The 26,553-nt window shown below is 55.5% G+C and carries 23 protein-coding genes and 1 other annotated feature; of the genes, 11 read left to right on the top strand and 12 right to left on the bottom strand.

Annotated features, from left to right (window positions below; translation table 11 throughout):
• Positions 1-14: 14 nt before the first annotated feature.
• From dnaX to ETG88_RS03380, 3 genes are all read right to left on the bottom strand, one after another.
• The gene (gene dnaX / locus ETG88_RS03370) at positions 15-1,943 is read right to left on the bottom strand and encodes a DNA polymerase III subunit gamma/tau (RefSeq protein ID WP_100777367.1); all 1,929 of its coding nucleotides are present in this window, start codon (positions 1,941-1,943) and stop codon (positions 15-17) included.
• Positions 621-685: a sequence feature (DnaX frameshifting element), on the bottom strand. It overlaps the preceding gene by 65 nt.
• Before the next feature lie 89 nt (positions 1,944-2,032).
• Positions 2,033-2,584 carry an adenine phosphoribosyltransferase gene (gene apt, locus ETG88_RS03375; protein ID WP_010428187.1) on the bottom strand — a complete coding sequence of 184 codons (552 nt, stop codon included), beginning with the start codon at positions 2,582-2,584 and terminating at the stop codon, positions 2,033-2,035.
• Positions 2,585-2,738: 154 nt separating this feature from the next.
• A complete protein-coding gene (locus ETG88_RS03380; protein ID WP_100777368.1) occupies positions 2,739-3,116 on the bottom strand; it encodes a DUF454 family protein in 378 nt (125 codons plus the stop codon).
• Between the two features lie 50 nt (positions 3,117-3,166).
• On the opposite strand from ETG88_RS03380, the gene priC reads away from it, so the two are divergent.
• Together priC and rsmS are read left to right on the top strand one after the other, a co-directional pair.
• A complete protein-coding gene (priC, locus tag ETG88_RS03385; RefSeq protein WP_129034608.1) occupies positions 3,167-3,694 on the top strand; it encodes a primosomal replication protein N'' in 528 nt (175 codons plus the stop codon).
• A gap of 12 nt (positions 3,695-3,706) precedes the next feature.
• Positions 3,707-3,877: a pleiotropic regulatory protein RsmS gene (gene rsmS / locus ETG88_RS03390; protein WP_100777370.1), complete on the top strand. Its 171-nt coding sequence runs from the start codon at positions 3,707-3,709 to the stop codon at positions 3,875-3,877.
• A gap of 16 nt (positions 3,878-3,893) precedes the next feature.
• Here the strand turns inward: rsmS and mscK are convergent, their stop codons facing one another.
• Together mscK and acrR are read right to left on the bottom strand one after the other, a co-directional pair.
• Positions 3,894-7,247, bottom strand: a complete 3,354-nt coding sequence (gene mscK, locus ETG88_RS03395) for a mechanosensitive channel MscK (RefSeq protein ID WP_129034645.1) — start codon at positions 7,245-7,247, stop codon at positions 3,894-3,896.
• A 107-nt stretch (positions 7,248-7,354) separates the two neighbouring features.
• Positions 7,355-8,008, bottom strand: coding sequence for a multidrug efflux transporter transcriptional repressor AcrR (acrR, locus tag ETG88_RS03400; RefSeq protein ID WP_100777371.1), 654 nt, complete (start codon positions 8,006-8,008; stop codon positions 7,355-7,357).
• Between the two features lie 142 nt (positions 8,009-8,150).
• Between acrR and acrA the strand changes: the two genes are divergently transcribed.
• From acrA to ETG88_RS03430, 6 genes are all read left to right on the top strand, one after another.
• Entirely contained in the window at positions 8,151-9,344 is a 1,194-nt protein-coding gene (gene acrA / locus ETG88_RS03405) for a multidrug efflux RND transporter periplasmic adaptor subunit AcrA (protein WP_129034610.1), read from the top strand.
• Between the two features lie 22 nt (positions 9,345-9,366).
• Positions 9,367-12,513, top strand: coding sequence for a multidrug efflux RND transporter permease subunit AcrB (acrB, locus tag ETG88_RS03410; protein WP_100777373.1), 3,147 nt, complete (start codon positions 9,367-9,369; stop codon positions 12,511-12,513).
• 511 nt (positions 12,514-13,024) lie between these two features.
• Entirely contained in the window at positions 13,025-13,399 is a 375-nt protein-coding gene (gene tomB, locus ETG88_RS03415) for an Hha toxicity modulator TomB (protein WP_100777374.1), read from the top strand.
• A 27-nt stretch (positions 13,400-13,426) separates the two neighbouring features.
• Positions 13,427-13,645: a hemolysin expression-modulating protein Hha gene (gene hha / locus ETG88_RS03420; RefSeq protein WP_012016344.1), complete on the top strand. Its 219-nt coding sequence runs from the start codon at positions 13,427-13,429 to the stop codon at positions 13,643-13,645.
• A gap of 214 nt (positions 13,646-13,859) precedes the next feature.
• A complete protein-coding gene (maa, locus tag ETG88_RS03425) occupies positions 13,860-14,411 on the top strand; it encodes a maltose O-acetyltransferase (protein WP_129034612.1) in 552 nt (183 codons plus the stop codon).
• A gap of 117 nt (positions 14,412-14,528) precedes the next feature.
• The gene (locus tag ETG88_RS03430) at positions 14,529-14,996 is read left to right on the top strand and encodes a YlaC family protein (protein WP_100777376.1); all 468 of its coding nucleotides are present in this window, start codon (positions 14,529-14,531) and stop codon (positions 14,994-14,996) included.
• On the opposite strand, the gene pdxR is transcribed toward ETG88_RS03430, so the two are convergent.
• Positions 14,968-16,425 carry a MocR-like pyridoxine biosynthesis transcription factor PdxR gene (gene pdxR, locus ETG88_RS03435; protein ID WP_129034613.1) on the bottom strand — a complete coding sequence of 486 codons (1,458 nt, stop codon included), beginning with the start codon at positions 16,423-16,425 and terminating at the stop codon, positions 14,968-14,970. The genes ETG88_RS03430 and pdxR overlap by 29 nt on opposite strands.
• Positions 16,426-16,525: 100 nt before the next feature.
• Here pdxR and ETG88_RS03440 point away from each other — a divergent pair, with 100 nt between their 5' ends.
• Positions 16,526-17,236 carry a GNAT family N-acetyltransferase gene (locus tag ETG88_RS03440; RefSeq protein WP_129034615.1) on the top strand — a complete coding sequence of 237 codons (711 nt, stop codon included), beginning with the start codon at positions 16,526-16,528 and terminating at the stop codon, positions 17,234-17,236.
• Here the strand turns inward: ETG88_RS03440 and ykgO are convergent.
• The 3 genes from ykgO to ETG88_RS03455 all read right to left on the bottom strand — a co-directional run bounded on the left by ykgO (position 17,233) and on the right by ETG88_RS03455 (position 19,103).
• Complete coding sequence (gene ykgO, locus ETG88_RS03445; RefSeq protein WP_005125190.1) at positions 17,233-17,373, bottom strand: type B 50S ribosomal protein L36; 141 nt, start codon at positions 17,371-17,373, stop codon at positions 17,233-17,235. The two genes, ETG88_RS03440 and ykgO, sit on opposite strands and share 4 nt — an antisense overlap.
• A gap of 2 nt (positions 17,374-17,375) precedes the next feature.
• Positions 17,376-17,636, bottom strand: coding sequence for a type B 50S ribosomal protein L31 (locus tag ETG88_RS03450; RefSeq protein WP_095281030.1), 261 nt, complete (start codon positions 17,634-17,636; stop codon positions 17,376-17,378).
• A 90-nt stretch (positions 17,637-17,726) separates the two neighbouring features.
• Positions 17,727-19,103 carry a PTS transporter subunit EIIC gene (locus ETG88_RS03455; protein ID WP_129034617.1) on the bottom strand — a complete coding sequence of 459 codons (1,377 nt, stop codon included), beginning with the start codon at positions 19,101-19,103 and terminating at the stop codon, positions 17,727-17,729.
• Positions 19,104-19,380: 277 nt separating this feature from the next.
• On the opposite strand from ETG88_RS03455, the gene ETG88_RS03460 reads away from it, so the two are divergent.
• Entirely contained in the window at positions 19,381-20,580 is a 1,200-nt protein-coding gene (locus ETG88_RS03460) for an enolase C-terminal domain-like protein (protein ID WP_129034619.1), read from the top strand.
• Here the strand turns inward: ETG88_RS03460 and ETG88_RS03465 are convergent.
• A complete protein-coding gene (locus ETG88_RS03465; protein ID WP_100777381.1) occupies positions 20,568-21,287 on the bottom strand; it encodes a GntR family transcriptional regulator in 720 nt (239 codons plus the stop codon). The genes ETG88_RS03460 and ETG88_RS03465 overlap by 13 nt on opposite strands.
• Positions 21,288-21,381: 94 nt before the next feature.
• On the opposite strand from ETG88_RS03465, the gene ETG88_RS03470 reads away from it, so the two are divergent.
• Positions 21,382-22,941, top strand: coding sequence for an EAL domain-containing protein (locus tag ETG88_RS03470; RefSeq protein WP_129034621.1), 1,560 nt, complete (start codon positions 21,382-21,384; stop codon positions 22,939-22,941).
• 29 nt (positions 22,942-22,970) lie between these two features.
• Here ETG88_RS03470 and ETG88_RS03475 read toward each other — a convergent pair whose 3' ends face one another.
• The gene (locus ETG88_RS03475; protein WP_102104278.1) at positions 22,971-23,324 is read right to left on the bottom strand and encodes a DUF1428 domain-containing protein; all 354 of its coding nucleotides are present in this window, start codon (positions 23,322-23,324) and stop codon (positions 22,971-22,973) included.
• Between the two features lie 62 nt (positions 23,325-23,386).
• Positions 23,387-26,473: a beta-galactosidase gene (locus ETG88_RS03480; RefSeq protein WP_129034623.1), complete on the bottom strand. Its 3,087-nt coding sequence runs from the start codon at positions 26,471-26,473 to the stop codon at positions 23,387-23,389.
• Between the last annotated feature and the right edge of the window lie 80 nt (positions 26,474-26,553).

Consider the following 26,553-nt stretch of genomic DNA (forward strand, 5'->3'; position numbering starts at 1 on the left):
AGTCTGACTCACGGTCAAATGGGACGGATACTCTCTTCATCCAGATCGGCGTCGAAGAAACGGCGCAGGGTCTGGATGTTGTTATCCGCAATAATCGACTCGCGCGCCTGCGCGAGCTTCTCTTCATAAATGGCCTGACGCCACTCCAGCGGCGTGCGCATCGCCGGATTATCATCTTCAATGATAGTCAATTCAACCGGCGCGCCCTGTAATGTGGAGAGCGCCTCCGCCAGAACCTGCTGCGCGCTGGCAGAATTGAGATGGCGCTGGCCCGGACGCAGATGCAGACAGATATGATTTCCATCCTGCTCTTTCCAGGCGTTGAGCGCGACCTGCTCGACCAGTTTCGGCAGCTTTAACTGGCTGACCTCAGCGGCCCAGGCGTCACGCTCAAGGGATTCCGCCGCAAGCTTCGCGGAAAGCTCCGGCGTTTTATCATGCTCCAGCGCTTTCTTCAGCGCTTTTGGCGTGGCGACTTCTACCTTCACCTCTTCGGTGATGGTCGTCGCTTTCCAGCGGTAAGCCTCTTTCTTCGCCGGGGCTTTTTGTTCGAGCGCCGACGGTGACGGGCGCGACTGGACGCGCTCCGTTACCGATGCCAGTCGTTCGAGTGCGGCGTTGTTAACCGGCCGCGCTCTTCCTGGCGCTGCCGGTTCACTCTTTTTTGGTTTGGTTGCTCCCTGCGCACGCTGTAGCTGACTGCGCGCGGCGAGCACCGAACTGGTGGCATCCGGCAGCGGAACGTCCGGCCCAGGCGGTGGCGCTGCGTGCTGCGGCATCGGTGGCGGCGTCATCACCGCCGTCGGTGCGACGGGGGCGTAGGATTGTCGCGGCACTTCAGGCTCGGGCAGCGGCATTCGCGGATGGAACGCCAGCGCACGCAGCAGCGTCATTTCGACGCCCATGCGGCGGTCTGGTGCGAAAGGCAGCTCTTTGCGGCCAATCAGTAACGTCTGGTAGTAAAGCTGTACGTCAGCCGGTGGAACCGTGCGCGCAAGCTCACGCATTCGCTGTTCAATCGTCGCCATGTCAGCGCCGATCGCCGACGGGGAAAGTTGCAGCATCGCCACGCGATGCAGCAGCGCCAGCATTTCGACCAGCAGAGCTTCCCACTCCACGCCGCGAGAGGCCGCGACGTTCACCAGAGACATGGCGCGTTCACCGTTGGCTTCGATGATGGCTTCAATCAGCGACAGGGCCTGATCGTCGTCGAGGGTGCCGAGCATGGTGCTCACCGCCTCGGTCGAGAGCTGGCCATCGCCGCTGGCAATCGCCTGATCGGTCAGACTTAATGCGTCACGCAGACTGCCATCCGCCGCGCGGGCCAGCAGTTGCAGCGCACGCGGTTCGTGAGTGATCTTCTCTTCATCGAGAATGTGTTCGAGCTGCGCGCGGATCTGATCGACGTCGAGCGCCTTCAGATGGAACTGCAGACAGCGCGACAGGATCGTGACCGGCAGTTTTTGCGGATCGGTCGTCGCCAGCAGGAATTTAACGTGCGATGGCGGCTCTTCCAGCGTTTTCAGCAGGGCGTTAAAACTGTGGCGCGACAGCATGTGGACTTCATCGATCAGATAGACCTTGAAGCGACCACGCGCCGGCGCGTACTGCACGTTATCCAGCAGATCGCGGGTATCTTCGACCTTAGTGCGCGACGCGGCATCGATTTCGATGAGATCGACAAAACGCCCCTGCTCGATCTCCCGGCAGTTATCACACACACCACAAGGTGTAGCGGTGATCCCGGTTTCGCAGTTGAGGCCTTTTGCCAGCAAACGGGCAATAGAGGTTTTACCGACGCCGCGCGTGCCGGAGAAAAGATACGCGTGATGGATGCGTCCTAGCGATAAACCGTTCGCCAGGGCGGTCAGCACATGTTCCTGGCCGACGACGTCAGCGAAGGTTTGGGGTCGCCACTTTCGGGCTAACACCTGATAACTCATGGGCAGGCTCTGCAACGCTGGAAGGTGGATATTCAGGGGGGTAATGCTAACACAACCTCACCCATTGGGCGAGGTTGCGGGATGAGGGATTAATGACCCGGGAAAGGGACCAGGCTGTAGCTGGTGATACCCTGTTTTTCCAGGCGCTGTTCGCCGCCGAGATCGAACAGATTGATGATGAAGGCCGCATCGGTCACTTCGCCACCCAGACGACGGATCAGCTTCACAGTCGCTTCGATCGTGCCGCCAGTGGCCAGCAGATCGTCCACCACCAGCACTTTGTCACCCGGCTTGATCGCATCCACGTGAATTTCCAGCTGATCGGTGCCGTACTCCAGCTCATAGCTCTCGGCAATGGTTTCACGCGGCAGTTTGCGCGGTTTACGAACCGGCACAAAACCCACGCCCATCGCCAGCGCAACCGGTGCGCCGAACAGGAAGCCACGCGCTTCCGTCCCTACTACTTTGGTGATCCCGGCGTTTTTATAACGCTCAACCAGCAGTTCAATGCTGAGTGCGTACGCTTTCGGGTCTTCCAGCAAGCTGGTGACATCACGGAAAAGAATGCCAGGTTTTGGATAGTCCTGGATGCTTTTGATGCTGTTTTTCAGAAATTCAAGCTGCTGCGCAGTCGCGGTCATAAATGTATGCCTGGTTAAAAACGGTGTTACTCACGGCGCGCATAACATGATGGTCAAAGTAACAAGTGATTAACTTTTGACCAGGCGCACCTGTGCTCGAAAACGGTCGAATTTACTGGCTGCGCGGGATAATTGCAACAGCCATCATTGCACTTCAGTGCTTTTGTTGCTTTTCATCAACGACGGGGATTCGCCACATAAAGAAAAGCAGACAGGAGAGGATCACCAGCAGCAGGATTCGCACCCACATCATCTTCACCAGCCATAATGAAATGGCGAAGGTCACGAGGATCACCGCAATTGCGCGAGGCTTTGCGCCAGGCGGCATTGCCCGGTATTGTTGCCAGTGGCGCAGATAGCCGCCAAACCACGAGCGATAGAGCAGCCACTGGTGAAAGCGCGGCGACGAGCGGGCAAAACACCAGGCCGCCAGCAGAATAAAGGGCGTCGTGGGCAGCAGCGGCAAAACCACGCCAAGCGTACCCAGCACTACCGCAAGCCAGCCAATGATGATTAAAATAGTACGCTTCATAATGCGAATCGTTATCAAACTGAACGGCTACTTTACCACTGGAGAGCGTATTGAAAACAGCCTTGCTTTTAGAGACGCTGCAAAATCAGCTGATTGCCCTGCGCGCGCAGGCATCACCGCTGCTGCAGCATGCGACGCTGAAACCACGCTTTGACCGGCAGCTGTTTCGTACACGCAGTACGTTGATAAAAGATTATCTCGATGAAGCCCAACATAATCTTGATGAGCTGCGTCACGCCGTGGAGAGTCAGCAACGCGAGCAGGTGGCGTGGCTGGCTGACCATCTGGTGGAACAGATAACTGCCCTGCACCGGGAGATGACCGCGTGGCCGCTTCGCGCGTGGGACACGCCCACGCCTGGCGCGGCAAAATGGCAGCGCAAGCGGCTGGAGCATCAGGATTTTGAACGTCGTCTCTATGCGATGAAAAACGAACGCGAACAGCAGCTGAAAGGGAGCGAAACCCTGGAAGAGCAGCAGCGTTTGATGCGGGAAATTTCCGCCCTGGAAGGACGACTCACCCGCTGCCGTCAGGCGCTGGACGAGATAGAGCGCGTAATTGCGCGTATGACCCGCTAAATGGAGCTGAACATGTCGCTTGAAAACGCCCCCGACGAAGTCAAACTAGCCGTCGATCTGATTATGCTGCTGGAAAATCATGATCTGCCGGCAGAGACGGTGCTGAAAGCGCTGGAGATTGTGCGGCGCGATTTCGAAGGGAAAGTGAGGGACGACCGCCCTCACCCTGACCCTCTTCCTTGAAAAAGAAGGCGTTCGATCAGGCTGGTGTTGGATCGTCGCCTTTGATCTCGCGCTTCACTTCCGTATGCTCGTCGCCCTTCTCGTTGCGCAGATGCACTTCAAGCTGGTTGAAGGCGATATTAATGTCGTTTTCACGGCACAGACGATCGATGGTGCGGTTCAGTTCGTCCACCGCATAGCTGCGATCGCGCAGCTCTCGCACGTATAAACGCAGCTCGTGATCCAGGGTGCTCGCCCCGAAGGTGGTAAAGAAGACGGACGGCGCGGGATCGTGCATCACTTTCGGATGTTCCGTTGCGGCCCGCAGCAGCACCTCTTTCACTTTATCCAGATCCGATCCGTACGCCACGCCGAGGCGGATCACCACGCGGGTGATGGTGTCGGAGAGCGACCAGTTGATCAGACGTTCCGTGACGAAGGCTTTGTTCGGGATGATCACCTCTTTGCGATCAAAGTCGGTAATTGTCGTCGCGCGGATGCGGATCTTGCTGACCGTCCCGGAGAACGTGCCAATGGTGACCGTATCGCCGATACGCACCGGGCGTTCGAACAGAATGATCAGACCGGAGACGAAGTTACCGAAGATCTCCTGCAAACCAAAGCCCAGACCCACCGACAGAGCGGCGGCCAGCCACTGCAGTTTATCCCATGAGACGCCCAGCGAGCCGAAGACGGTCATCGCCCCGACCACCAGAATCACATAGTTGAGAATAGTGGTGATGGCGTAAGACGAACCCTGGCGCATGTTCAGGCGCGACAGCACCAGTACTTCCAGCAGCCCCGGTAAGTTGCGGATTAACGCCCAGGCCACCACCGATGAGACCAGCGCGAACAGCAGGCTGCCCATGGTCACGCTTTTCATCACCGCCGCACCGGCTTCGGTGCCGTTGTATTGCCAAAGCGTAATGCTGTCGAGATAGGCAAACACGGTGATTAAATCAGACCAGATCGCCCAGAATATGACGCCAAACAGCGCCACCATCACCAGCATGGTGATGCGTAGCGTCTGCTGGTTGACCTGCTCCAGCGCGATAGTCGGCTCTTCCAGCGGCTCCGCCCCTTCTGCGCCCTCCTTCACCATATTCTGACGACGCGCCAGCGCGCGACGATAGGCAATACGGCGCGCCGCGACGCTCAGCCCGCGCAGCACCGTCTGATAGAGCAGGTTCCAGAGGATCACCAGGTAGACGGTTTCAATCCAGCGGCCCGACAGGCGCAGTGTGGTGTAGAAATAGCCCGTTGCGGTGAGCACCATCAGCGCCAGCGGAATAATCGCCAGCACCGTGACGGTGATTAGGCGAATATTATGCGACTCTTTATCGCGCCAGCTGTCGCGGCACATCGGCCACATCAGCACGGCGATCAGCAGCAGGTTGAGGAAAATCGCCAGCTGACCCAGCACGTCATCCATCAGATGCAGCGGGGAAAGTTCAGCCACGACGGACCAGAAGTGCAGCGGCAGCAGCGCCAGACTCACGCGCACAATCTGGCGGCGCCAGTGGCTGGTGAGCTGCTCCGGCATTGAGAAGTGACGCACCGCCACCCCGTCTTTTTCCAGCACTTTCCAGCACAGGCCAAACACCAGCCAGAACAGCGCCAGTTTTTTACTGAACGCCCACAGCAGATCGCTGATGTTGAGCTGCATCGTCAGCAGAATCAGCCCCGCCGCCAGAATAAACAGGCACACCGGCAGGGCGCGGATCAGATCGATAAGAATCGCTTTTGGCGTATGGAGCTGGCTGTCGTTGCGCAGTTGCCCGACTTCATGGGCGAGCTTCGCCTGGTATTTTTTGAGCCAGCCCAGACGCCAGCGGATCAGCCCTGCAATCAGCAGCAGCGGCAGCCCGGCCAGGAAGGCAATCATCACCGCAGGCCAGGCTTTCTCCCAGTTCACGGTAATTTTCATGCTCTTGATCTGGGATTTCAGCGCCTCCGGGAAGGACTTCAGCCAGTCCCAGTCCATCGGTTTGTTGCTGTTAACCCAGAAGATTTGCTGGGTGAGGATCTCTTTCAGGCTTTTCGACACGCTCACCAGCTGCTGCTGATTGATTTGCAGGTTAATCGCCATCATCAGCTGGTTGCCCAACTGTTTGTTGAGCTGGTCGAGTAGCTCGCGGCGCATATCCACCACCTGCAACAGCGCGTCGTGCACTTCGTCGTTCACTTCGCTGGTGTGACCCTCTTCCACTTTGGCGACAAACGCATCGCTCTGGAAAAGCGCATCGCGCTGCTGGTTGATTTCAAACTGCTCCAGACGCAAATCCGCGATGCGGTTGGTCATGTCTTCCAGCTCATCGGCGGAGGGCAGCGTCTGTTGTTGCTGATACAGAATGCGCGATAACAGCAGGCTGCCCTTGAGCACCGCAATCTGTTCTTTAATATTGCGTTCGGCCTGCAGGGCGCGATCCAGCCAGTTCTTCACTTTGATATTTTGCTGAACCAGCGAGTTACCGCTTTCGGTAGCCTGAATCAGGCGCTGGCTGAGCTGATGGTTCACATCCAGCTCCTGCTTCACCAGCGGGTTGTTCTGGATGCGGGTAGTTTCATCCGGAGAGACGGCTTCCTGCGCGGTTTTTTCGGTTAGCGTCAGGCGCTTACTGTTGACCGCTTCCTGCAGGAGCTGGAGCTGATGTTCCAGACGATTAATATTGGCGGTGACATAATCCCGTTGCTTTTGCAGCGTATCCTGCAAAATGGTGTTGCCTTCAAGGCTTTTGCGCTGCTGGTCGATCTGCGCATTGAGCAGCGTCTGCTGGGCCAGCAGCAACGTTTGCTGAGTCGGGCGTAGCGCCCCCTCGCCGAGCGTGGTGCCATTCAGGCGGTTGCGGATCTGCTGGAGCTGCTGAGAGGCCGAGTACATGGCATTCTGCACGCGCTCCGGCTGGGTTTGCAGCGAGACCAGTTGGCTGTTGTAAGTGGCGAGATCGCTCTGCCCGGTCTGCAGGTCATCGAGCACCTGAGTCATGCGGGATTCAAGCTGGCGCAACGAGAGCGTGGCCAGGGTTTTGCGGGTTTCGTCGTCGTTATCGACGTCGCTCAGGGCATTCAGCGCGGCGGTCGCCTGCCGCATTTTTTCCGGCGCTTCAGCCACTTTCTGACGCAGCTGGGCGGTTTCGGTTTTAACACGCTCTATTTTATCAAGGGTTTCGAGCGTCTCGGTCAAATCGGCCTGAATCAGTTTTTCCTGCGGGGTCAGCTCTTTTTGTTTGTTCAGCGTATCCAGCTGAGACTGAACATCCGCACGCGTCGGGCCGTCGCTGTTATTCTCAGCGCGAGCGTAAACGGCAGAGGCCGTAGTGAAGAAAAAAAGCACGGCGAAGATCAAGACAAAAACAGGGTTTTGCAAGCGAGTGTAGTGCAGCATAGTGATGAATTTGATGTCAGAAATGACCGGGAATAGTCTGGTGCGAAGGATATCACGGCAGGTGAAAGCAGAATAGCGCGAAGGCAATCCTCCAGGAGAATTCCTGGTACCGATCAGGCTGGCAGCGCGCCCGGCTCCATCCGCAGCGTCGGGCAGAACTGGCACATCTCCAGCAAAATGGCGACGTAGCTGCGTGCTTCTTTTTTCAGGTCAAAGGACTGCGGGGCAAACAGCCAGTTTTCCATCAGCCCGGAGATATAGCTGCGCATCAGGATGGCGGTGCGGCGGGTGAGTAAATTTTCCGGCAGCATATTCGCCTGAATGCATTGATTCAGAGTATATTCGATGCGATCGTAGCTCTCCAGACACAGGCTTCTCTGCGCCTGTTGCACTACGGCCATTTCACCGACAAACTCACATTTATGGAAGATGATTTCCATCATCAGGCGGCGTCTTTCTTCAATGACCGTCGCCTCAAGGACATGGACCAGAATTTCTCTCAGAACTGAGAGTGGATCGTCAGGGAATTTTGCCCGATACTCAGTCTCAAGATCGGTAATACTGGATTCTGATAACTCCCAAATTTCACTGAATAAATCTGACTTATTTTTGAAATGCCAGTAAATCGCTCCCCGTGTGACGCCAGCGGCCTGAGCAATCTGCGCCAGAGAGGTTGAAGAAACCCCCTGCTGCGAAAACAGACGTAATGCCACATCCAGGATGTGTTGACGTGTCTCAAGCGCTTGTTGTTTGGTTTTTCGTGCCATACGTCAATGAATTTACAGGAGTCAGATTTACATACATTTATGAATGTATGTACCATAGCACGACGATAATATAAACGCAGCAATGGGTTTGCGGACTTTTGATCCATTGATCAATTTGAAATCGGACACTCGAGGTTTACATATGAACAAAAACAGAGGGTTAACGCCTCTGGCGATCGTTCTGATGCTCTCAGGCGGCTTAGCGCTTACAGGATGTGATGAGAAACAGGCTCAACAAGGAGCACAGCAGATGCCAGAAGTCGGTGTCGTTACGCTGAAAACTGAACCTCTTCAAATCACCACAGAATTACCAGGCCGTACAAGCGCTTACCGCGTTGCGGAAGTTCGTCCTCAGGTTAGCGGCATTATCCTGAAACGTAACTTCACCGAGGGTAGTGATATCAAAGCGGGTGTTTCTCTGTATCAGATTGATCCGGCAACCTATCAGGCCTCGTACGACAGTGCGAAAGGTGACCTGGCGAAAGCCGAAGCGGCAGCCAAAATTTCTCAGGTGACCCTGAACCGTTATAAAAAGCTGCTCGGCACGCAGTACATCAGCCAACAGGATTACGACACGGCGCTGGCCGATTCTCAACAGGCTAACGCTGCGGTACTCGCTGCAAAAGCCGCTGTTGAAACGGCACGCATTAACCTGGCGTACACCAAAGTGACCTCCCCTATCAGCGGTCGCATTGGTAAATCAGCTGTCACCGAAGGTGCGCTGGTGCAGAACGGTCAGGCCACCGCGTTGGCTACCGTGCAGCAGCTTGATCCGATCTATGTTGATGTTACGCAGGCCAGCAACGATTTCCTGCGTCTGAAACAAGAGCTGGCAAGCGGTGCGCTGAAGCAAGAAAACGGCAAAGCAAAAGTGGAGCTGGTGACCAGCGATGGCATCAAATTCCCACAGGCTGGCGCGCTGGAATTCTCTGACGTGACCGTCGATCAAACCACTGGTTCTATCACCTTACGCGCAATCTTCCCGAACCCTGACCATACGCTGTTGCCAGGTATGTTCGTGCGTGCCCGTCTTGAAGAAGGCACCAACCCAACCGCACTTCTGGTGCCACAGCAGGGCGTAACACGTACGCCACGCGGTGATGCCAGCGCGCTGGTTGTAGGTGCGGATGACAAAGTCGAAACGCGTCAAATCACTGCAACGCAGGCGATTGGCGACAAATGGCTGGTGACGGACGGTTTGAAAGATGGCGATCGCGTGATTGTCACTGGTTTGCAAAAAGTACGTCCTGGCGCGCAGGTGAAAGCGCAGGAAGTCAAATCTGACGATAAACAACAAGCCGCAGCCGGTGGCCAGTCAGAACAAACCAAGTCTTAACTTAAACAGGAGCCGTTAAGACATGCCTAATTTCTTTATCGATCGCCCCATATTTGCGTGGGTGATCGCCATCATCATCATGCTTGCAGGGGGACTGGCGATCCTGAAGCTGCCCGTAGCGCAATATCCAACGATTGCGCCGCCAGCAGTTTCGATCACCGCGACCTATCCTGGGGCTGATGCAAAAACGGTGCAGGACACCGTGACTCAGGTTATCGAACAGAACATGAACGGTATCGATAACCTGATGTACATGTCCTCCAACAGTGACTCAACCGGTACGGTTCAGATCACGCTGACCTTCGAGTCTGGTACGGATGCGGATATCGCGCAGGTTCAGGTGCAGAACAAACTGCAGCTGGCGATGCCGTTACTGCCGCAAGAAGTCCAGCAGCAGGGTGTAAGCGTGGAGAAATCCTCCAGTAGCTTCCTGATGGTTGTCGGCGTTATCAACACCAACGGTACCATGACGCAGGAGGATATTTCCGACTACGTGGGCGCCAACATGAAGGACGCCATCAGTCGTACTTCAGGTGTGGGTGACGTTCAGCTGTTTGGTTCCCAGTACGCGATGCGTATCTGGATGGACCCGAACAAACTGAACAACTTCCAGCTGACCCCTGTCGACGTGATTAGCGCGATTAAAGCGCAGAACGCCCAGGTTGCAGCCGGTCAGTTAGGTGGGACACCGCCGGTGAAAGGGCAGCAGTTGAACGCCTCTATCATCGCGCAGACCCGTCTGACCTCCGCCGATGAGTTCAGCAAAATTCTGCTGAAGGTCAATCAGGATGGTTCTCAGGTTCGCCTGCGCGACGTTGCGAAGGTTGAGCTGGGCGGTGAAAACTACGACATCGTGGCGAAGTTTAACGGCCAGCCGGCTTCCGGTCTGGGGATTAAACTGGCGACCGGTGCGAACGCCCTGGATACCGCGACCGCGATCCGTGCTGAACTGGCGAAAATGGAGCCGTTCTTCCCGTCAGGTCTGAAAATCGTTTACCCGTATGACACCACACCGTTCGTTAAAATCTCGATTCACGAAGTGGTGAAAACGCTGGTCGAAGCGATCATCCTGGTGTTCCTGGTTATGTACCTGTTCCTGCAAAACTTCCGCGCGACGCTGATTCCAACCATCGCAGTTCCGGTCGTACTGTTAGGGACCTTTGCAATACTGGCGATATTCGGCTTCTCGATAAACACCCTGACGATGTTCGGGATGGTGCTCGCCATCGGCTTGCTCGTGGATGACGCCATCGTGGTGGTCGAAAACGTCGAGCGTGTGATGGCCGAAGAGGGGCTGCCGCCGAAAGAAGCGACGCGTAAATCCATGGGCCAGATCCAGGGCGCGTTGGTCGGCATCGCGATGGTTCTGTCTGCGGTATTTATCCCGATGGCCTTCTTTGGTGGGTCAACCGGTGCGATTTACCGTCAGTTCTCCATCACCATTGTTTCGGCAATGGCGCTGTCGGTTCTCGTGGCGTTGATTCTGACCCCTGCCCTCTGTGCCACCATGCTGAAACCTGTTCAGAAAGGCGGCCACGGCGAGCATAAAGGCTTCTTCGGCTGGTTTAACCGCATGTTCGATAAGAGCACGCACCATTACACCGACAGCGTAGGCAACATTCTGCGCAGTACCGGTCGTTATCTGCTGCTCTATATCATTATCGTCGTGGGCATGGCATTCCTGTTCGTTCGTCTGCCAAGCTCCTTCCTGCCAGATGAAGACCAGGGCGTGTTCCTGACGATGGCACAGCTTCCGGCGGGTGCCTCGCAAGAACGTACCCAGAAAGTGCTGGATGAAGTGACCAACTACTACCTCACCAAAGAGAAAGCGAACGTTGAATCCGTGTTTGCGGTTAACGGCTTTGGCTTTGCGGGTCGTGGTCAGAACACCGGTATCGCCTTCGTTTCTCTGAAAGACTGGAGCGAGCGTCCGGGCGATGAGAACAAAGTCGAAGCGATCACCGGGCGTGCGATGGGAACCTTCTCGCAGATTAAAGATGCGATGGTATTCGCCTTTAACCTGCCAGCGATCGTCGAACTGGGTACGGCGACCGGCTTCGACTTCCAGCTGATCGACCAGGGCGGTTTGGGTCACGAGAAACTGACTCAGGCTCGTAACCAGCTGTTTGGCGAAGTGGCGAAACACCCTGATCTGTTGGTCGGCGTGCGTCCTAACGGCCTGGAAGATACCCCGCAGTACAAGATCGATATCGACCAGGAAAAAGCACAGGCGCTGGGCGTGTCTATTAGCGACATCAATACCACACTGGGCGCAGCCTGGGGCGGTAGCTACGTCAACGACTTCATCGACCGCGGTCGTGTGAAGAAAGTGTACGTGATGTCTGAAGCGCAGTACCGTATGTTGCCGAACGATATCAACAACTGGTATGTGCGTGGCAGCGAAGGTCAGATGGTTCCGTTCTCCGCCTTCTCTACTTCACGTTGGGAATACGGTTCACCGCGTCTGGAGCGTTACAATGGCTTGCCATCGATGGAAATCCTTGGTCAGGCGGCACCAGGCAGAAGTACCGGTGAAGCGATGAACCTGATGGAAGAACTGGCGGCGAAACTGCCTTCCGGCATCGGCTACGACTGGACGGGGATGTCCTATCAGGAACGTCTGTCCGGTAACCAGGCCCCTGCCCTGTACGCCATCTCGCTGATTGTGGTGTTCTTGTGTCTGGCAGCATTGTACGAGAGCTGGTCAATTCCATTCTCCGTCATGCTAGTGGTACCACTGGGTGTTATCGGTGCGCTGCTGGCCGCGACATTCCGTGGCCTGACCAACGACGTTTACTTCCAGGTGGGCCTGCTGACAACCATTGGCTTGTCGGCGAAGAACGCGATACTTATCGTCGAATTCGCCAAAGATCTGATGGATAAAGAGGGCAAAGGTCTCGTTGAGGCCACGCTGGAAGCAGTACGTATGCGTCTGCGTCCAATCCTGATGACCTCCCTGGCGTTTATCCTTGGGGTAATGCCGCTGGTTATCAGTACCGGTGCGGGTTCCGGCGCGCAGAACGCCGTGGGTACCGGCGTAATGGGCGGGATGATTACCGCAACCGTACTGGCTATCTTCTTCGTTCCGGTGTTCTTCGTGGTGGTACGCCGCCGCTTTAGTCGCAAGAATGAAGATGTGGAACACAGTCACTCAGTAGATCATCACTGATACCGGTTTCACATGCTAAAAAGGCCGCAAATTGCGGCCTTTTTCTTTATCTGACGAAAATCATAAATTACGCTTATTGTTCGTTTATTTATTTTATGTCACCGCATTGAACTTCTGTTGTTTAAAGTCATCGTTAATCCTTACGGCAATTATTTAATTATTTCGTTTGCCCTAAAGATATTAGGATTATTCCTGGCGGTTTTAGGTAATGAGGAAGATTTGGGATTCCACATTTCAGGTGTAAGTTTTAGCTAACATGATGAATCCTAAGGTAGCCGACAAAATCTCTGCCATGATTTAGATAAAATTGGCACCGTGAATGAGGGAGATTCAGAGACGAACGGCGGCTAACGTTTTAATTGTAATTTTTCGTAATAGCGCGGTGAAATCTTGATCAGCATGGCTTATAGTTAAAGACATCAGGAAACAGCACCCGTTAAGGTAAGCTAGTTGTATCCATCCCGACAGCGTTGTTCGGGTGAGTAAAGAATCACTCAAAAGGGGATGCGCTATGGACGAATACTCGCCAAAAAGGCATGATATCGCGCAGTTGAAATTTCTCTGCGAATCCTTGTACCATGACTGCCTTGCCAATCTTGATGAAAGTAACCATGGCTGGGTTAATGATCCGACCTCCGCAATCAATTTGCAGCTAAATGAACTCATAGAGCATATAGCAACCTTCGCACTTAATTATAAAATTAAGTACAATGAAGATAATAAATTGATTGAGCAAATTGATGAATATCTGGACGACACCTTTATGTTGTTCAGCAGTTACGGCATTAACACACAAGATTTGCAAAAATGGCGTAAATCGGGAAACCGCCTATTCCGTTGTTTCATCAACGCGAGCAGAGCTAACCCGGTCAGTCATTCATGTTAAAATTATTACAATTACTAAGGTGAATTTATGTCTGATAAACCATTAACAAAGACAGATTATTTGATGCGCTTGCGACGCTGCCAGTCACTGGACACCCTGGAGCGTGTTATTGAAAAGAATAAATATGAACTTCCCGATCATGAACTGGCTGTATTTTATTCAGCAGCCGACCACCGCCTTGCAGAGTTAACGATGAATAAACTGTATGACAAAATCCCAGTATCTGTGTGGAAATTTGTCCGTTAATACCTAGTGCTTTGTTTTGAGGTTATATCAATACCTTCTTACGCTGAATTCACCTTTCGATATACGATCCCTGCGTGGCAAACAGACCCATCGTTTCAAACGTGCACGTCGGCAACAATGTTGTGATTATCATCACATCAGCTTAATGGGAACGTTCCTTTCACGATGAGGTTCTTTACGCTGTAGCGTCAGGACCATTCCCGTGAGGTTTCCCATGAGTGAAGAAAAACAGAAAATGATTGCCGGTGAGCTTTACCGCCCCTCTGATGACACATTGCGGGCCGAGCGTCTGCGCGCGCGCCATCTGGTTCATCGTTATAACCATACTGAACCCGATGCTAAAGTTGAGCGTCGGGCAATATTGACGGAGCTTCTCGGCCAGGCAGAAGATGCCTATATCGAGCCAAGCTTTCGCTGCGATTACGGCTATAACATTTATCTCGGTAAATCGTTCTACGCCAATTTCGACTGCGTGATGCTGGATGTCTGCCCTATTCATATCGGTGATAACTGTATGCTGGCACCAGGTGTGCACATCTACACGGCCACCCATCCCCTGGATGCCACAGAACGCAACAGCGGCGCTGAATTAGGCAAACCGGTGACCATCGGTGATAATGTGTGGATCGGTGGCCGCGCGGTAATAAACCCAGGCGTCACGATTGGCGATAACGTGGTGGTGGCCTCCGGTGCGGTGGTCACCAAAAACGTGCCGAATAACGTGGTGGTCGGCGGTAACCCGGCGAAGATCATCAAAACGCTTTAAGTCAGAAATTGGTAACTGTTATGGTTTTTATGCCCATAACTGTTACTTCTTTCCCCCCCACCGCTCCCCTAAAATGGGCAGATCCCCTGTATTTTGCAAAATTCATGAAGGTTATAAATGACAGAGATACAGCGCCTGCTTACTGAAACCATCGACGATCTGAATGCCCGCGAAAAGCGCGATAATCGCCCGCGCTTTAGCATTAGCTTTATCCGTAAACACCCTGGCCTGTTCCTGGCGATGTACGCCGCACTGCTGGCAACGCTGGTCGTTATGCTGCTGTCAGAAACGCTGATCGACTCGGTCTGGCTGCTGGTGGTGCTTTTCGTCGTCTTTAACGGCTTTTTCTTTTTCGACGTAAATCCCCGCTATCGCTATGAAGATATCGATGTGCTCGATTTCCGCGTTTGCTATAACGGTGAGTGGTACAACACACGCTATGTGCCGTCGGAGCTGATCAGCAATATTTTGCATTCGCCAAAGGTAGAAGACGAGCAAAAGGCGAAACTGCAGAAAATGATCTCCACCAAAGGCGAACTGTCGTTCTACGACGTCTTTACCCTCTCTCGCCCTGCCACTGCGTAATCAGGGTCTGCAAGCGCCTGATCCCAGGCGCAAACTGCGACGCTGACGTATTCCCGTATCCCAGCACCAGCCCGGTTTGTCCCTGTTTTGTATCAAGGTAGTAACCGCTCAGGGCGGCCGGTGCGAGCTGAAAGGCTCTTGCCTGCTGCACAATCGCTTTATCATCCACACCATCAATAGCAACCGTCAGATGCATCCCCCCCTCACCGGCCAGCACCCGATGTGGGATGTGCAGTTCAGCGGCCAGCGCCTCGCGTAGCTGTCGGTAGCGCTTGCGATATAGTCTGCGCATCGCTGCTAGATGGCGCGCGTAGTGCCCCTCTTCGATAAACAACGCCAGGGTGCGCTGTTCGGCGCGATGCCCACCGCGCAGCAGCGAGCCGATGGCCGGGTGCGCAGCGCGGGCTAGCGCCTTCGGGAGTACCATAAATCCGGTACGCAGCGACGGAAAGAGCGTTTTACTGAACGTCCCGAGATACACCACCGGCGCGTTCTCCTGCATCCCCATCATCGCCGGAACCAGCTCGCCGCTGTAGCGAAACTCGCTGTCGTAATCGTCTTCGATAATCCAGGCATTGTGCTGACGGGCAAACTCCAGCAGCGCCAGCCGCCGGTTAATACTTAACACGCTCCCGTAGGGAAACTGGTGCGACGGCGAGGTGAATATCAGTTTGGGCGAGTGATCGTGGGTTTCCAGACGCATGCCCTCTTCATCGACGGGCAAACCGACCATCGTCAGGCCCGATTTGGCAAACACGCTTTTCGCCCCGGCGTACCCCGGATCCTCAATCCAGGCGATATCCCCCGTTTCACTCAACAGCTGGGTACAAAGACTGACGCCTTCCAGCGCCCCTTCGGTGATCACAATCTGGCTGGCATCGCACTGGATGCCGCGCGAGAGCGCAAGATGACGGGCAATCGCCTCACGAAGCGTAAGCTCACCCGCCGGTAAACCATAGCCCAGCAGCGCACTGCCCTCTTCGCGCAGAACCCGATCGTACAGACGCCGCCACAGAGGCAGCGGGAAATAGTTGATCGCAGGCGTACCGGGGGTAAATGCGGGCACCGGGGTACCACGCGGTGTCGGGGCAGGAAGATTCGCCACCCGGCGCGCAAGGGTGATGTCCAGGGCTTGCGATGACTGCCCGGCGTGACAGTGCGCGAGATGCGCCACCCGCGTGCCCTGTCGGTTGCGCAGCAGATAACCTTCCAGCGTCAGCTGTTCCAGTGCGCCATTCACCGTATTACGCGAAATCGCTAACTGTTGGGCGATCAGACGGGAGCCGGGTAACCGGCTGTCGGCCTGCAATCTGCCGCTCAGGATCGCCTCACGCAATGCCCGATACAGCGTGCGCTGGAGTGTTTCTGCCCCACGGCGTTGCAGCGCCTGGGTGATGAGTGTGTAAAAGTCGTCGCCTGGAATGTTCATCTCGCCCTCCGTGGTACCACCATAATACACTCATGTGGACCTTTTTACAGGGCCACATTTTTCTTACTCTGAGGCTCTCTTTCAGCCAACGGGAATCAAGATGAATCAATTCAACCAGTTTGGTCAGCCAGTGGGCGATGAACTTATCGACTGGCAGCCGCGACCGCATCCAGAGCGCGTAGAGCTGAACGGACGCTATTGCACCTTAACGCCGCTACGCCCGGAACACGCCGCCGCGCTGTTCGCCGCGTACAATCTGGCGGAAGATACCCGCAGCTGGACCTGGCTGTTGCGTGAACCGGATGCAAATGTAGAGGCGTTTACCGCGTGGGTCGAGAGCGTCTGCGCACTGTCCGATCCGATTCACTTCGCGGTCATCGACAATCAGACTCAGGCTCCCGTCGGCACGCTGGCGCTCATGCGCATCGATCCGAAAAACGGCGTGGTAGAAGTGGGTCATGTCCATTTCTCCCCCCTGCTGAGCCGCACGCCGATGTCCACAGAAGCCCAGTATTTACTGATGCGCTACGTGTTTGAGGTGCTGGGATATCGTCGCGTTGAGTGGAAATGCAACAGCCTCAATGAGCCATCACGGCGAGCGGCGCTGCGCTTAGGATTTCAGTATGAAGGGCGTTTTCGTCAGGCGCTGGTGACCAAAGGCCACAACCGCGATACGGACTGGTTTTCAATCATAGATAAAGAGTGGGAGACGCGGGATCGCGCCTTTCAGAACTGGCTTGCCGCCGACAATTTCAGCGCCGACGGCAAGCAGATAAAGTCCCTGGAAAATTGGCGAATGCTACAGAACTAACGTCTTTTCTTACGTCCCTGCACCGCTTTAAACCGCGGATTCGTTTTGCAGATCACGTACAGGCGGCCTTTGCGTTTAACAATCTGACAGTCCGGATGGCGCTGTTTTGCACTGCGCAGCGAGTTAAGTACCTGCATGATTAACCTCGCTTCGCATTAATGAAACCGCCAAAACGCTGACGGAAACGGGCCGCGCTGCCTTCGGTCGAGAAGGTTTTCTGCTTACCGGTGTAATACGGGTGCGATTTCGATGACACCTCGATGGTGATGTACGGAAACGTCTCGCCGTCGAGTTCGATTTCGCGGTCGGTCTTAATGGTCGAGCCTACTTTAAAATATTCGTTCGCACTGGTGTCATGGAAAACGACGGTGCGGTAGTACGGATGGATATCAGCTTTCATGGTCATCTCGTCATGTTTTGTTATAACATAACAAAATGGTATCCGAGTCGCGAACAAAAAACAACCCCCGCCGTCAGGCGAGGGTTTAGCTTACTTTTCTTCCGCCTGTTCTTTCCCCACCAGCATGGTCGTCAGGACAAACGACAGCACCAGCGCTATCAGCACGCCCGAGAGCGCAAAGATAAAGTAAGGCCCGATATAGGCCGGCAGGCTGAAAATGCTCGACAGAATGTAGCCGTAGAGACGAACGCCAAAGAACGCGATAAACGCTGAGGCCAGAGAGCTGGCGACGGTGGCGGCGATAAACGCTTTTTTGTAGCGCGTCAGCACCCCAAACAGCGCCGGTTCCGTAATCCCGAGCAGAGCGGAAATGGCGGCAGACAAGGTCACGGTGCGCTCCTGGCGATCGCGGCTTATACGCCAGATTGCAAAAGTCGCTCCGGCAATCGCCATGTTAGCCATAAACATCATTGGCATCAGCATGTCGTAGCCACGATCGCTGAAGTTTTGCAGCGCGATAGGCGTCATTGCATGGTGCATGCCGGTGAGGATCGCCACCGGACGAATCGCGCCGACCACCAGCCCGGCGAAACTCGCCGACACGCCAAACAAGCCTTCGATAAACAGCGCCAGCCCTTTACCGAGCCAGATGCCAATCGGCCCGATCACCACCAGCGCAGCCAGTGCGCCGAGGAACAGCGTCAGCGTCGGGGTAAAGACCGTTTTCAGCACGTCGGGCATGATGCTGTCCACCCAGCGGTGGATGTAGCTCAAAGCCAGAATAGAGAAAATCACCGGGATCACGCTGGAGGCATAGTTAAAGACCGACACCGGGATCACATCCAGCAGCCAGATCGCGCTAACCGCCCCTTCCTGATGCGTGGCCAGCGCTTTCGCCGCCTCGATGAGCGACGGATACATCAGACAGGCCGCAACGGCCGCCGCCAGATATTCATTAGTCTTAAAGATTTTCGCCGCCGAAACGGCAAGGAAAAATGGCAGGAAGTAAAAGACGCCGCTGGCGATGAGATCGATCACCATCACCGTGTCGCTTTTCGCCGAAACAACTTTCAGGGCGATAAGCCCGGCCAGCAGACCTTTAATCATCCCTGCCCCGGCAATCGCCGGTACGATCGGGCCAAACACGCCCGACACCGTGTCCATAAACAGCGACACCAGGCTCTTACGCCCTTTTGTCGCCGCAGGTGTCGCGGTGTCGTTATTGCCCAGTACGCTGAGCATTTGCTCGTACCAGCTGTTCACCTTCGGTCCGATAATCACCTGAAACTGATCGCTCTGCAGCTGCGCGCCCAGCACGCCAGGCAGTTTTTTAATCTCGTTTTGATCGACTTTATTATCGTCAATCAGATCAAAGCGTAAGCGCGTCATGCAGTGCCAGACTTTATTTATATTCCCCTGGCCGCCGACCAGACGAATAATATTATTGATGGCTTCTTGCGTCCCCATAAAGACTCCTGCCGGATGTTGTTGTCGTTTTAATGTTGCCATGAGGATAATTAAACCCTCACAACAAAACAAACCAATAAAATTTGATTCCGCTCACACTTAGCCACTGCAAAAGCCAAAAAACCCTCACCACTCAATAATTGGTCTGGTTTTTAATTACTTTACCGTTAAATAACTGACCAAAATAAATAGTCAAAAAAACGGTTTACCCGCCAACATTTTTAGGGTGATGATATTCCCATAACCTATTCCCACAGAGCCCCCAAGGAGTTATTTCGTGACGCCTGTGATGATTAAAAATATCGAATGTTTTATTACCCGCCCGGACCGACATAATCTGGTGACGGTACGTGTCACTACCGACCAGGGGATCACCGGCCACGGCTGCGCCACCTTTCAGCAGCGCCCGCTGGCGGTCAAAACCCTGGTGGATGAGTACCTCAAACCGCTGCTCATTGGTCGCGATGCCAACAATATCGAAGATCTCTGGCAGATGATGAACGTCAACGCCTACTGGCGTAACGGCCCGGTGATGAACAATGCGATATCGGGTGTCGATATGGCGCTGTGGGATATCAAAGGCCAGTTGGCAGGCATGCCGCTCTATCAACTGCTGGGCGGTAAATCCCGCGACGCGATCCCCGCCTACAGCCACGCCAGCGGCGAAACGCTGGAAGAACTGTTCGCCTCCGTGGATTCACTGCTGGCGCAGGGTTACCGGCATATTCGCTGTCAGCTTGGCTTTTACGGCGGCACGCCGTCGGCACTTCACGCCCCGGATAATCCAACGCCTGGCGCCTGGTTCGATCAGCAGGAATACATGGCGAACACAGTCGAGATGTTCCGCGCGCTGCGGGAAAAATATGGCTGGAAGCTGCACATTTTACACGATGTCCACGAGCGACTGTTCCCGCAGCAGGCCGTTCAGCTGGCAAAACTGCTCGAACCGTTCCAGCCCTATTTTATTGAAGATATTTTACCGCCACAGCAGAGCGCCTGGCTGGAGCAGGTACGCCAGCAAAGCTGCGTACCGCTGGCGATGGGAGAATTGTTCAACAACCCGGCAGAATGGCACGACCTGATCGTCAATCGTCGTATCGACTTCATCCGCTGTCACGTATCACAGATCGGCGGGATCACCCCGGCGATCAAACTGGCACATCTGTGTCAGGCCTTTGGCGTGCGTCTGGCGTGGCACGGGCCGGGTGACATGACCCCTATCGGCGTAGCGGTGAATACCCATCTTAATATTCATCTGCATAATGCGGCGATTCAGGAGTTCATTCCCCGTTCGCAAACCACGGATGCGGTTTTCCCTGGCGCACCGGTGGCAAAAGAGGGATTTGTCTATCCGCCTGTCAACGCCGGAATCGGCGTGGGCTTCAACGAGGAGCAGGCCCTGGCGCATCCGGTTGTCTACCGCCCGCATGAGTGGACGCAGAGCCGCCTGCCCGATGGGGCGATTCATACACCCTGATTTTGCCGCCAGGTTAAGTTGTCGCGGTTGTAGGGAATGACGTAAGTACAGGTGTAGTTGATGTCGATAATATCGCTCACCTCGAACACGCGTCCTCCGTCGAGAATACCGCGATTATTAATATGCATCGCCGGGCTGCCCTTCTTGCAGCCCAGAATCACCGCCTGTTCGCGGCTGACGCTCACCGCGCGATAGGTGGTCAGCATGTGGGAAATGGTGAAACCTTTGCTCAGCACGTACTGCTGAATCGATCGCTCAATCGCCTGCTGGTTAAGGTCGGGAAAATCCGCCACCGGCATGCTGGAGATCTCCAGCTGCACCGGCGCATCATCGACGTAGCGCAGGCGGCAGAAGTGCCAGATAAAACTCTCCTCGTCTAGCCCAAAAATCTGCTGCGCGGCGCGGTCCGGGCGTGTTTTATGCAGGCTAATCATCCGGTAGCGGATCTGATCGAAGCGTTTCTCCGTGATCGAGTTATAGACCAGCGGATTATTGCGCGCCTGCTCGTTGATCCAGATCCCCGAACCCTGCACAATCCGCACCACTCCGATGCTGACCAGCTTTTCCAGCGCCTGGCGAATAGTAAAACGCGACACGCCGTACTCCTCGGCGAGCTGTCTTTCCGGCGACAGCTTACGCGGTCCAGGCGTCGTATCCTGGTAAATTTTGCTCAGCAGATCTTGCGTCACAAACTCTTTTTTTTTCATAAGCCTTACCTGAATGAAATCAAACTCTGCCGCATACTATAAGATTATTATTCAGCGGTAATGTAAATCAGCGGCTCAGAAAGGAAACCCTAGCATGACAACTCGCCAACTGGTCAGTCTGGTGACTGGTGTTCTGATCTTTGCCGTGCTGATCCCCATTTGTCTGAGCGTCTGGATGGCGCACCGCCAGGCAGAAGAGAATTTCGTCGAAGCGCTGGACCGGTACTCCTCACGCGTCTTACTTCGTGCAGATAAAGTCGTAAGCCAGGGAAAAACCGCCTTAAAACAACTCCAGCCCCTGCAAAGCACGCCCTGCAGTCACGAACATCTTCTCGACATGCGCCGGGTGGCGTTCTCCCTGCGTTACGTTCAGGAAGTGATGTACGTCGTCGACCAAAAGCCGATCTGCTCGTCGCTTGAACAGGTCAGCAACTCCGTACCTTTTCCTGCGCCTGTGCGCACCACCGCCGATGGCTATCGCGCCTGGCTAACGACGCAAAACGATCTGGACGTTAATCGTTTCATGCTGATGCTGGGAAAAGGCCACTACATGGTGGTGATTGACCCGTCATCCCTGATTGACGTTATTCCCTTTGGTTCCTGGCCGATTGATGCCGCGCTGGTCGGCGAGGACAGTAATCGGGTGTTCGCCAGCAGCAACCCACTAGACCCGCTTATCTGGAAAAAGCTCCATACGCAGAATCTCACGCGTCTCCAGCATGATGGCTTCATGTATGTGGTCAAAGAGGTACCGGAATTACGCTATGCCGTCGTCGCCTGGGCCTCCCTGAAACCGTTAAAAGCGAGCTGGCATCAGCAGCTGCTTTTCTGGTTCCCGTTTGGTGCGCTCATCAGTTTACTGGCCGCCGCGTTTATCCTGCGCGTGTTGCGCCGTTTGCAGTCGCCACGCTATCGCCTGTTGGATGCGATCAACGCCCGCGAACTGGTGGTGCATTATCAGCCCATTGTGGCACTGGACACGGGTAAAATTACCGGTGCAGAAGCCCTCGTCCGCTGGCCGCAGCCGGACGGCAGTATGCTGTCGCCGAACATCTTTATTCCGCTGGCCGAACAGACCGGATTAACCTCCAGGCTTACCCGCCTGGTGTTCGAGAAAGTGTTTGAAGATATGGGCGAATGGCTGCGCCACAATCCGGATCAGCATATTTCGATCAACCTCTCTCCCGCCGATCTCTTTTGCACTGAATTGCCGCCCCTGCTTAGCCGCCTGCTGAACCACTGGCAGATCACACCGCAGCAGATTGCACTTGAGCTGACCGAGCGCGGATTTGCCGATCCGAAGGTGAGCGCGCCCGCGATTGCCAGCTTCCGCCGCTCGGGCCATCCTATTCATATCGATGATTTTGGCACCGGCTACTCCAGCCTCAGCTATCTGCAGGATCTGGACGTGGACATCCTGAAAATCGACAAGTCGTTCGTGGACGCACTGGAGTACAAAAACGTCACGCCACACATTATCGAAATGGCTAAATCGCTGAAGCTGGCGATGGTCGCCGAAGGGATTGAAACAGAAGGACAGCTTGAGTGGCTGCGCCGCCACGGCGTGCAGTACGGGCAGGGCTGGTTGTACAGCAAGGCCTTGCCAAAAATTGAGTTCATACTGTGGGCAGAGAATAACCTCGATCCAGAGTAATGCCCGGCGAGCCTCGCCGGGCGCACGGATTACTCATCCAGCAGCGGCGCAAATCCGCCGTAGATCATCCTTTTACCGTCAAAGGGCATCGACTCGCCGAACTCTTTCATGCGCGGGTCGGCCATCATCTGCTGGTTAGCTTTATCGCGAACCTCTTTTGAAGGATATTCAATCCAGCTAAAGACGACCTCTTCGCCCTCTTCCGCTTTCACCGCCATGCGAAAATCGGTGAGCTTTCCATCGGGAACATCGTCAGCCCAGCACTCCACGATCCGTGTCGCGCCAAATTCTTTAAACAGCGGGGCCGCTTTTGCTGCCATCTCGCGATAAGCCTCCTTATTTTCCGCGGGAACAGCGACCACAAAACCATCAACATACTTCATGAGTCAAACCTCCGAAGTGATCATGCGGCCACCTGGTGTGGCCGCCTCTGACGGATTTAAGTTTAGTCCTGTCGCCAGCTAAACGCGTAACGCAGTGACCGTTCTGCGAGGATAAACTCCGGCGAAACGCTTGGGCTCCACGAGTCATCCCCGCCCACGCCCATATGGAATGCGTCGAGAGACAGCCAGCAGCCCGGCTCCTCAATCAGCAGATGATGATGCGTGGTGTCGCGCAGCTGCTGCTGACTGTAGCGGCTGAGCGCAAAGTGGAAATGGCCCTGCAACTGGTGCGCGCCAAATGTCAGCTCGCGGGTATCGCAGCGCAGGCCGTTTTCCGTCGGGAAGATATAGGGCGTGTGCAGCGCCTCCAGCGGCAGCGTCCAGCGCCCCTGTCGCGCCGCCAGTTTTCGGTCCGGGTAGTTCTCATTCGGCCCGAGCCCCAGCCAGCTTGCGGACGCCGACGCCTCTGCCAGCTGGCAGCTCAGGCCAATGCGCGCCGGCTGCGGAATATCACTTGCCACCTGAATCTGCACATCACCTTGCAGCACACCGTTGCTGTCAATGGTCCAGACTTTCCGGCTCATGAACAGCGTTTTGCCGTTAAACTCCCAGGCATGAAGCGTGGTAATCGCCACCTCCTGCGCACGCTGCTCGCCTTCGCACTGCAACACGCGCGGCACGAGGTTATACATTCCCGCCGCTTTCCAGCGTTCCACCCAGGCATTCGGATCGATGCGCGTCGCTTCGCTGACGCCAATATCGTTATCCAGCGGCGCGCGGGTAAAGTTGTCGATGAGCGGCGAGCGCAGTGTTTGCGTACCGCGGTTCCACCACTGGACCAGATTTCCGCTGGCGCGATCGAAATGCCAGCGTTGATCCAGGTGGCTCACTTCCAGCACTTCGTCGTTAACCGTCAGCTGCGGTTTTACCTGTCCGGCAACCGGCACTGACACAGACAACGGCGCAGGCAGCGGGAATTGATCCCAGGCGCAGCGATGATTAGCGGGCGACCAGCGGGTTGCTGTCGTCTGGAAAACGTCGAGATTCAGCCAGACTTCGCCCGGTGCAGCGGCCAGTTCAGGCAAAGCCATTTCAATGCGCTGGGTGCCTTGCGGCGCAACGGACAGCGGCACTTCTCCGCTCGCCACCTCGTCGCCGTCGCGCATGATGCTCCAGCGCAGGGATTCGTTATCGCTGTGGCGGAACAGGTAATCGCTGTGCACGTCCACCACCAGCGGCGAAGTGCTTACCAGCGTGAAAGTGAAAAATTGCTGGGCGCGCTGAGCTTCAAACAGCGCCGGATGCGGCGTGCGATCCGGGAACACCAGCCCGTTCAGGCAAAACTGACGATCATTCGGCGTGTCGCCAAAATCCCCACCGTAGGCCCAGAATGCCTGGCCGTTGTCGTCTTTTTTGGTTAACGCCTGATCCACCCAGTCCCAGACAAACCCGCCCTGCAGGCGCGGATGGCTGCGGAATGCCTGCCAGTATTTGGCAAACCCGCCAAAGCTGTTGCCCATCGCGTGGGCGTACTCGCAGAGGATCAGCGGACGCGTTTCGTCCGGCATCCCGATCCACTTTTTAATCGACCATTTTGGCACCGCCGGGAACGGCTGATCCTGATCGACGCGGGCGTACATCGGGCAGACGATATCCGTCGCAGCGGTATTTGCCCCGCCGCCCTCATACTGAACCGGACGCGTCGGATCGGTGGTTTTGATCCAGCGATAGAGCGCATCGTGATTGGCGCCGTGGCCGGACTCATTGCCCAGCGACCAGAGGATGATCGACGGATGATTGCGGTCGCGCTGCACCATGCGCGTGACGCGCTCGCTCATGGCAGGCAGCCAGCGCGGATCGTCCGCCAGACGGCTCATCGGCACCATGCCGTGGGTTTCAATGTTCGCTTCGTCCACCACATACAGGCCGTAGCGGTCGCACAGGCGATACCACAGCGGATGGTTAGGGTAGTGCGAGCAGCGTACGGCGTTAAAGTTATGCTGCTTCATCAGCTCGATATCGCGGCGCATGGTCGCTTCGTCCATCACCTGGCCGTTTTCAGGATGGTGCTCGTGGCGGTTCACCCCACGGATCAGCAGCGGCTGACCGTTGACTTTTAGCAGGCCATTGCTGATCTCCACGCGGCGGAAACCGACATCGCAAGCCTCCACTTCCAGCAGATTTCCCTGCCCGTCCCGCAAAACGAGCGTCAGACGATAAAGCGCGGGCGTTTCGGCACTCCATAGCGCCGGGCGATCCACCGGAAGAGTGACATGTAAACGCTCGGCCCAGTTACCGCGCTCATCAACAATCGCAGAGCCAGGAGGGGCGGTCGTCGTCGCGACCGGTTCATCATCCTGCCAGAGCGTCAGCACCACTTCGCTGTCGGCCACCGCGTCGCCGCCGAGGGCCACTTCCACCTGCAATTTTACGCGATCGTAATCCGCATTCAGTTCGGTGACGTAGTGGTAATCGGCAATGTGAGTGGCCGGTTTATGCTGGAGCGACACATCGCGGAAAATCCCGCTCATCCGCCACATATCCTGGTCTTCCAGATAACTCCCGTCGCACCAGCGCAACACCAGCACCGCCAGGCGATTACTTCCGGGTTTCAGCACAGGCGTAAGATCGAACTCCGCCGGCAGGCGGCTGTCCTGGGAATACCCCACCCACTCGCCGTTGCACCAGAGATAAAACGCCGAATTGACACCGTCAAAAACGATGCGCGTTTGGCCGCTCTTAAGCCACTCTTCATCCACCTCAAATGTGAGCGAGTAACAACCTGTCGGGTTCTCGGCGGGCACAAACGGGGGATTGACGATGATCGGGTAGGTGACGTTGGTGTAGATCGGCGTATCAACGCCTTGCATCTGCCAGTTTGACGGCACCGGCGTGGTGATAGCCTCTGCACACTCTTCTGTTATCCAGTGCTCAGGAACCTGCTCTGGCGCCGTGAAAAAGCGGAACTTCCAGTCGCCGTTCAGTAACCGTTTATGTGAAGGTGGCTGCTCATCGCGAGCCTGCGTTTCATTGCGCCAGCTGTGAAATGGCGCGTGGGCTTCCAGCCGGTGCCATTGGGTGACGCCGGGGTTTTCCCAGTCGCGACGAGCTAAAACAGAATGAAGAGAGTGCGGGGATGCGACAGACATAATGACCTCTTTTACGAAGCGCTCACAATTGAAGTCACAATGCCCTGGTGAGAGAAATCGGTAAAGGATCTGACCACGGC

Origin of the sequence: Lelliottia nimipressuralis (assembly GCF_004115925.1) — a bacterium.
Classification (GTDB): Bacteria; Pseudomonadota; Gammaproteobacteria; order Enterobacterales; family Enterobacteriaceae; genus Enterobacter; species Enterobacter nimipressuralis.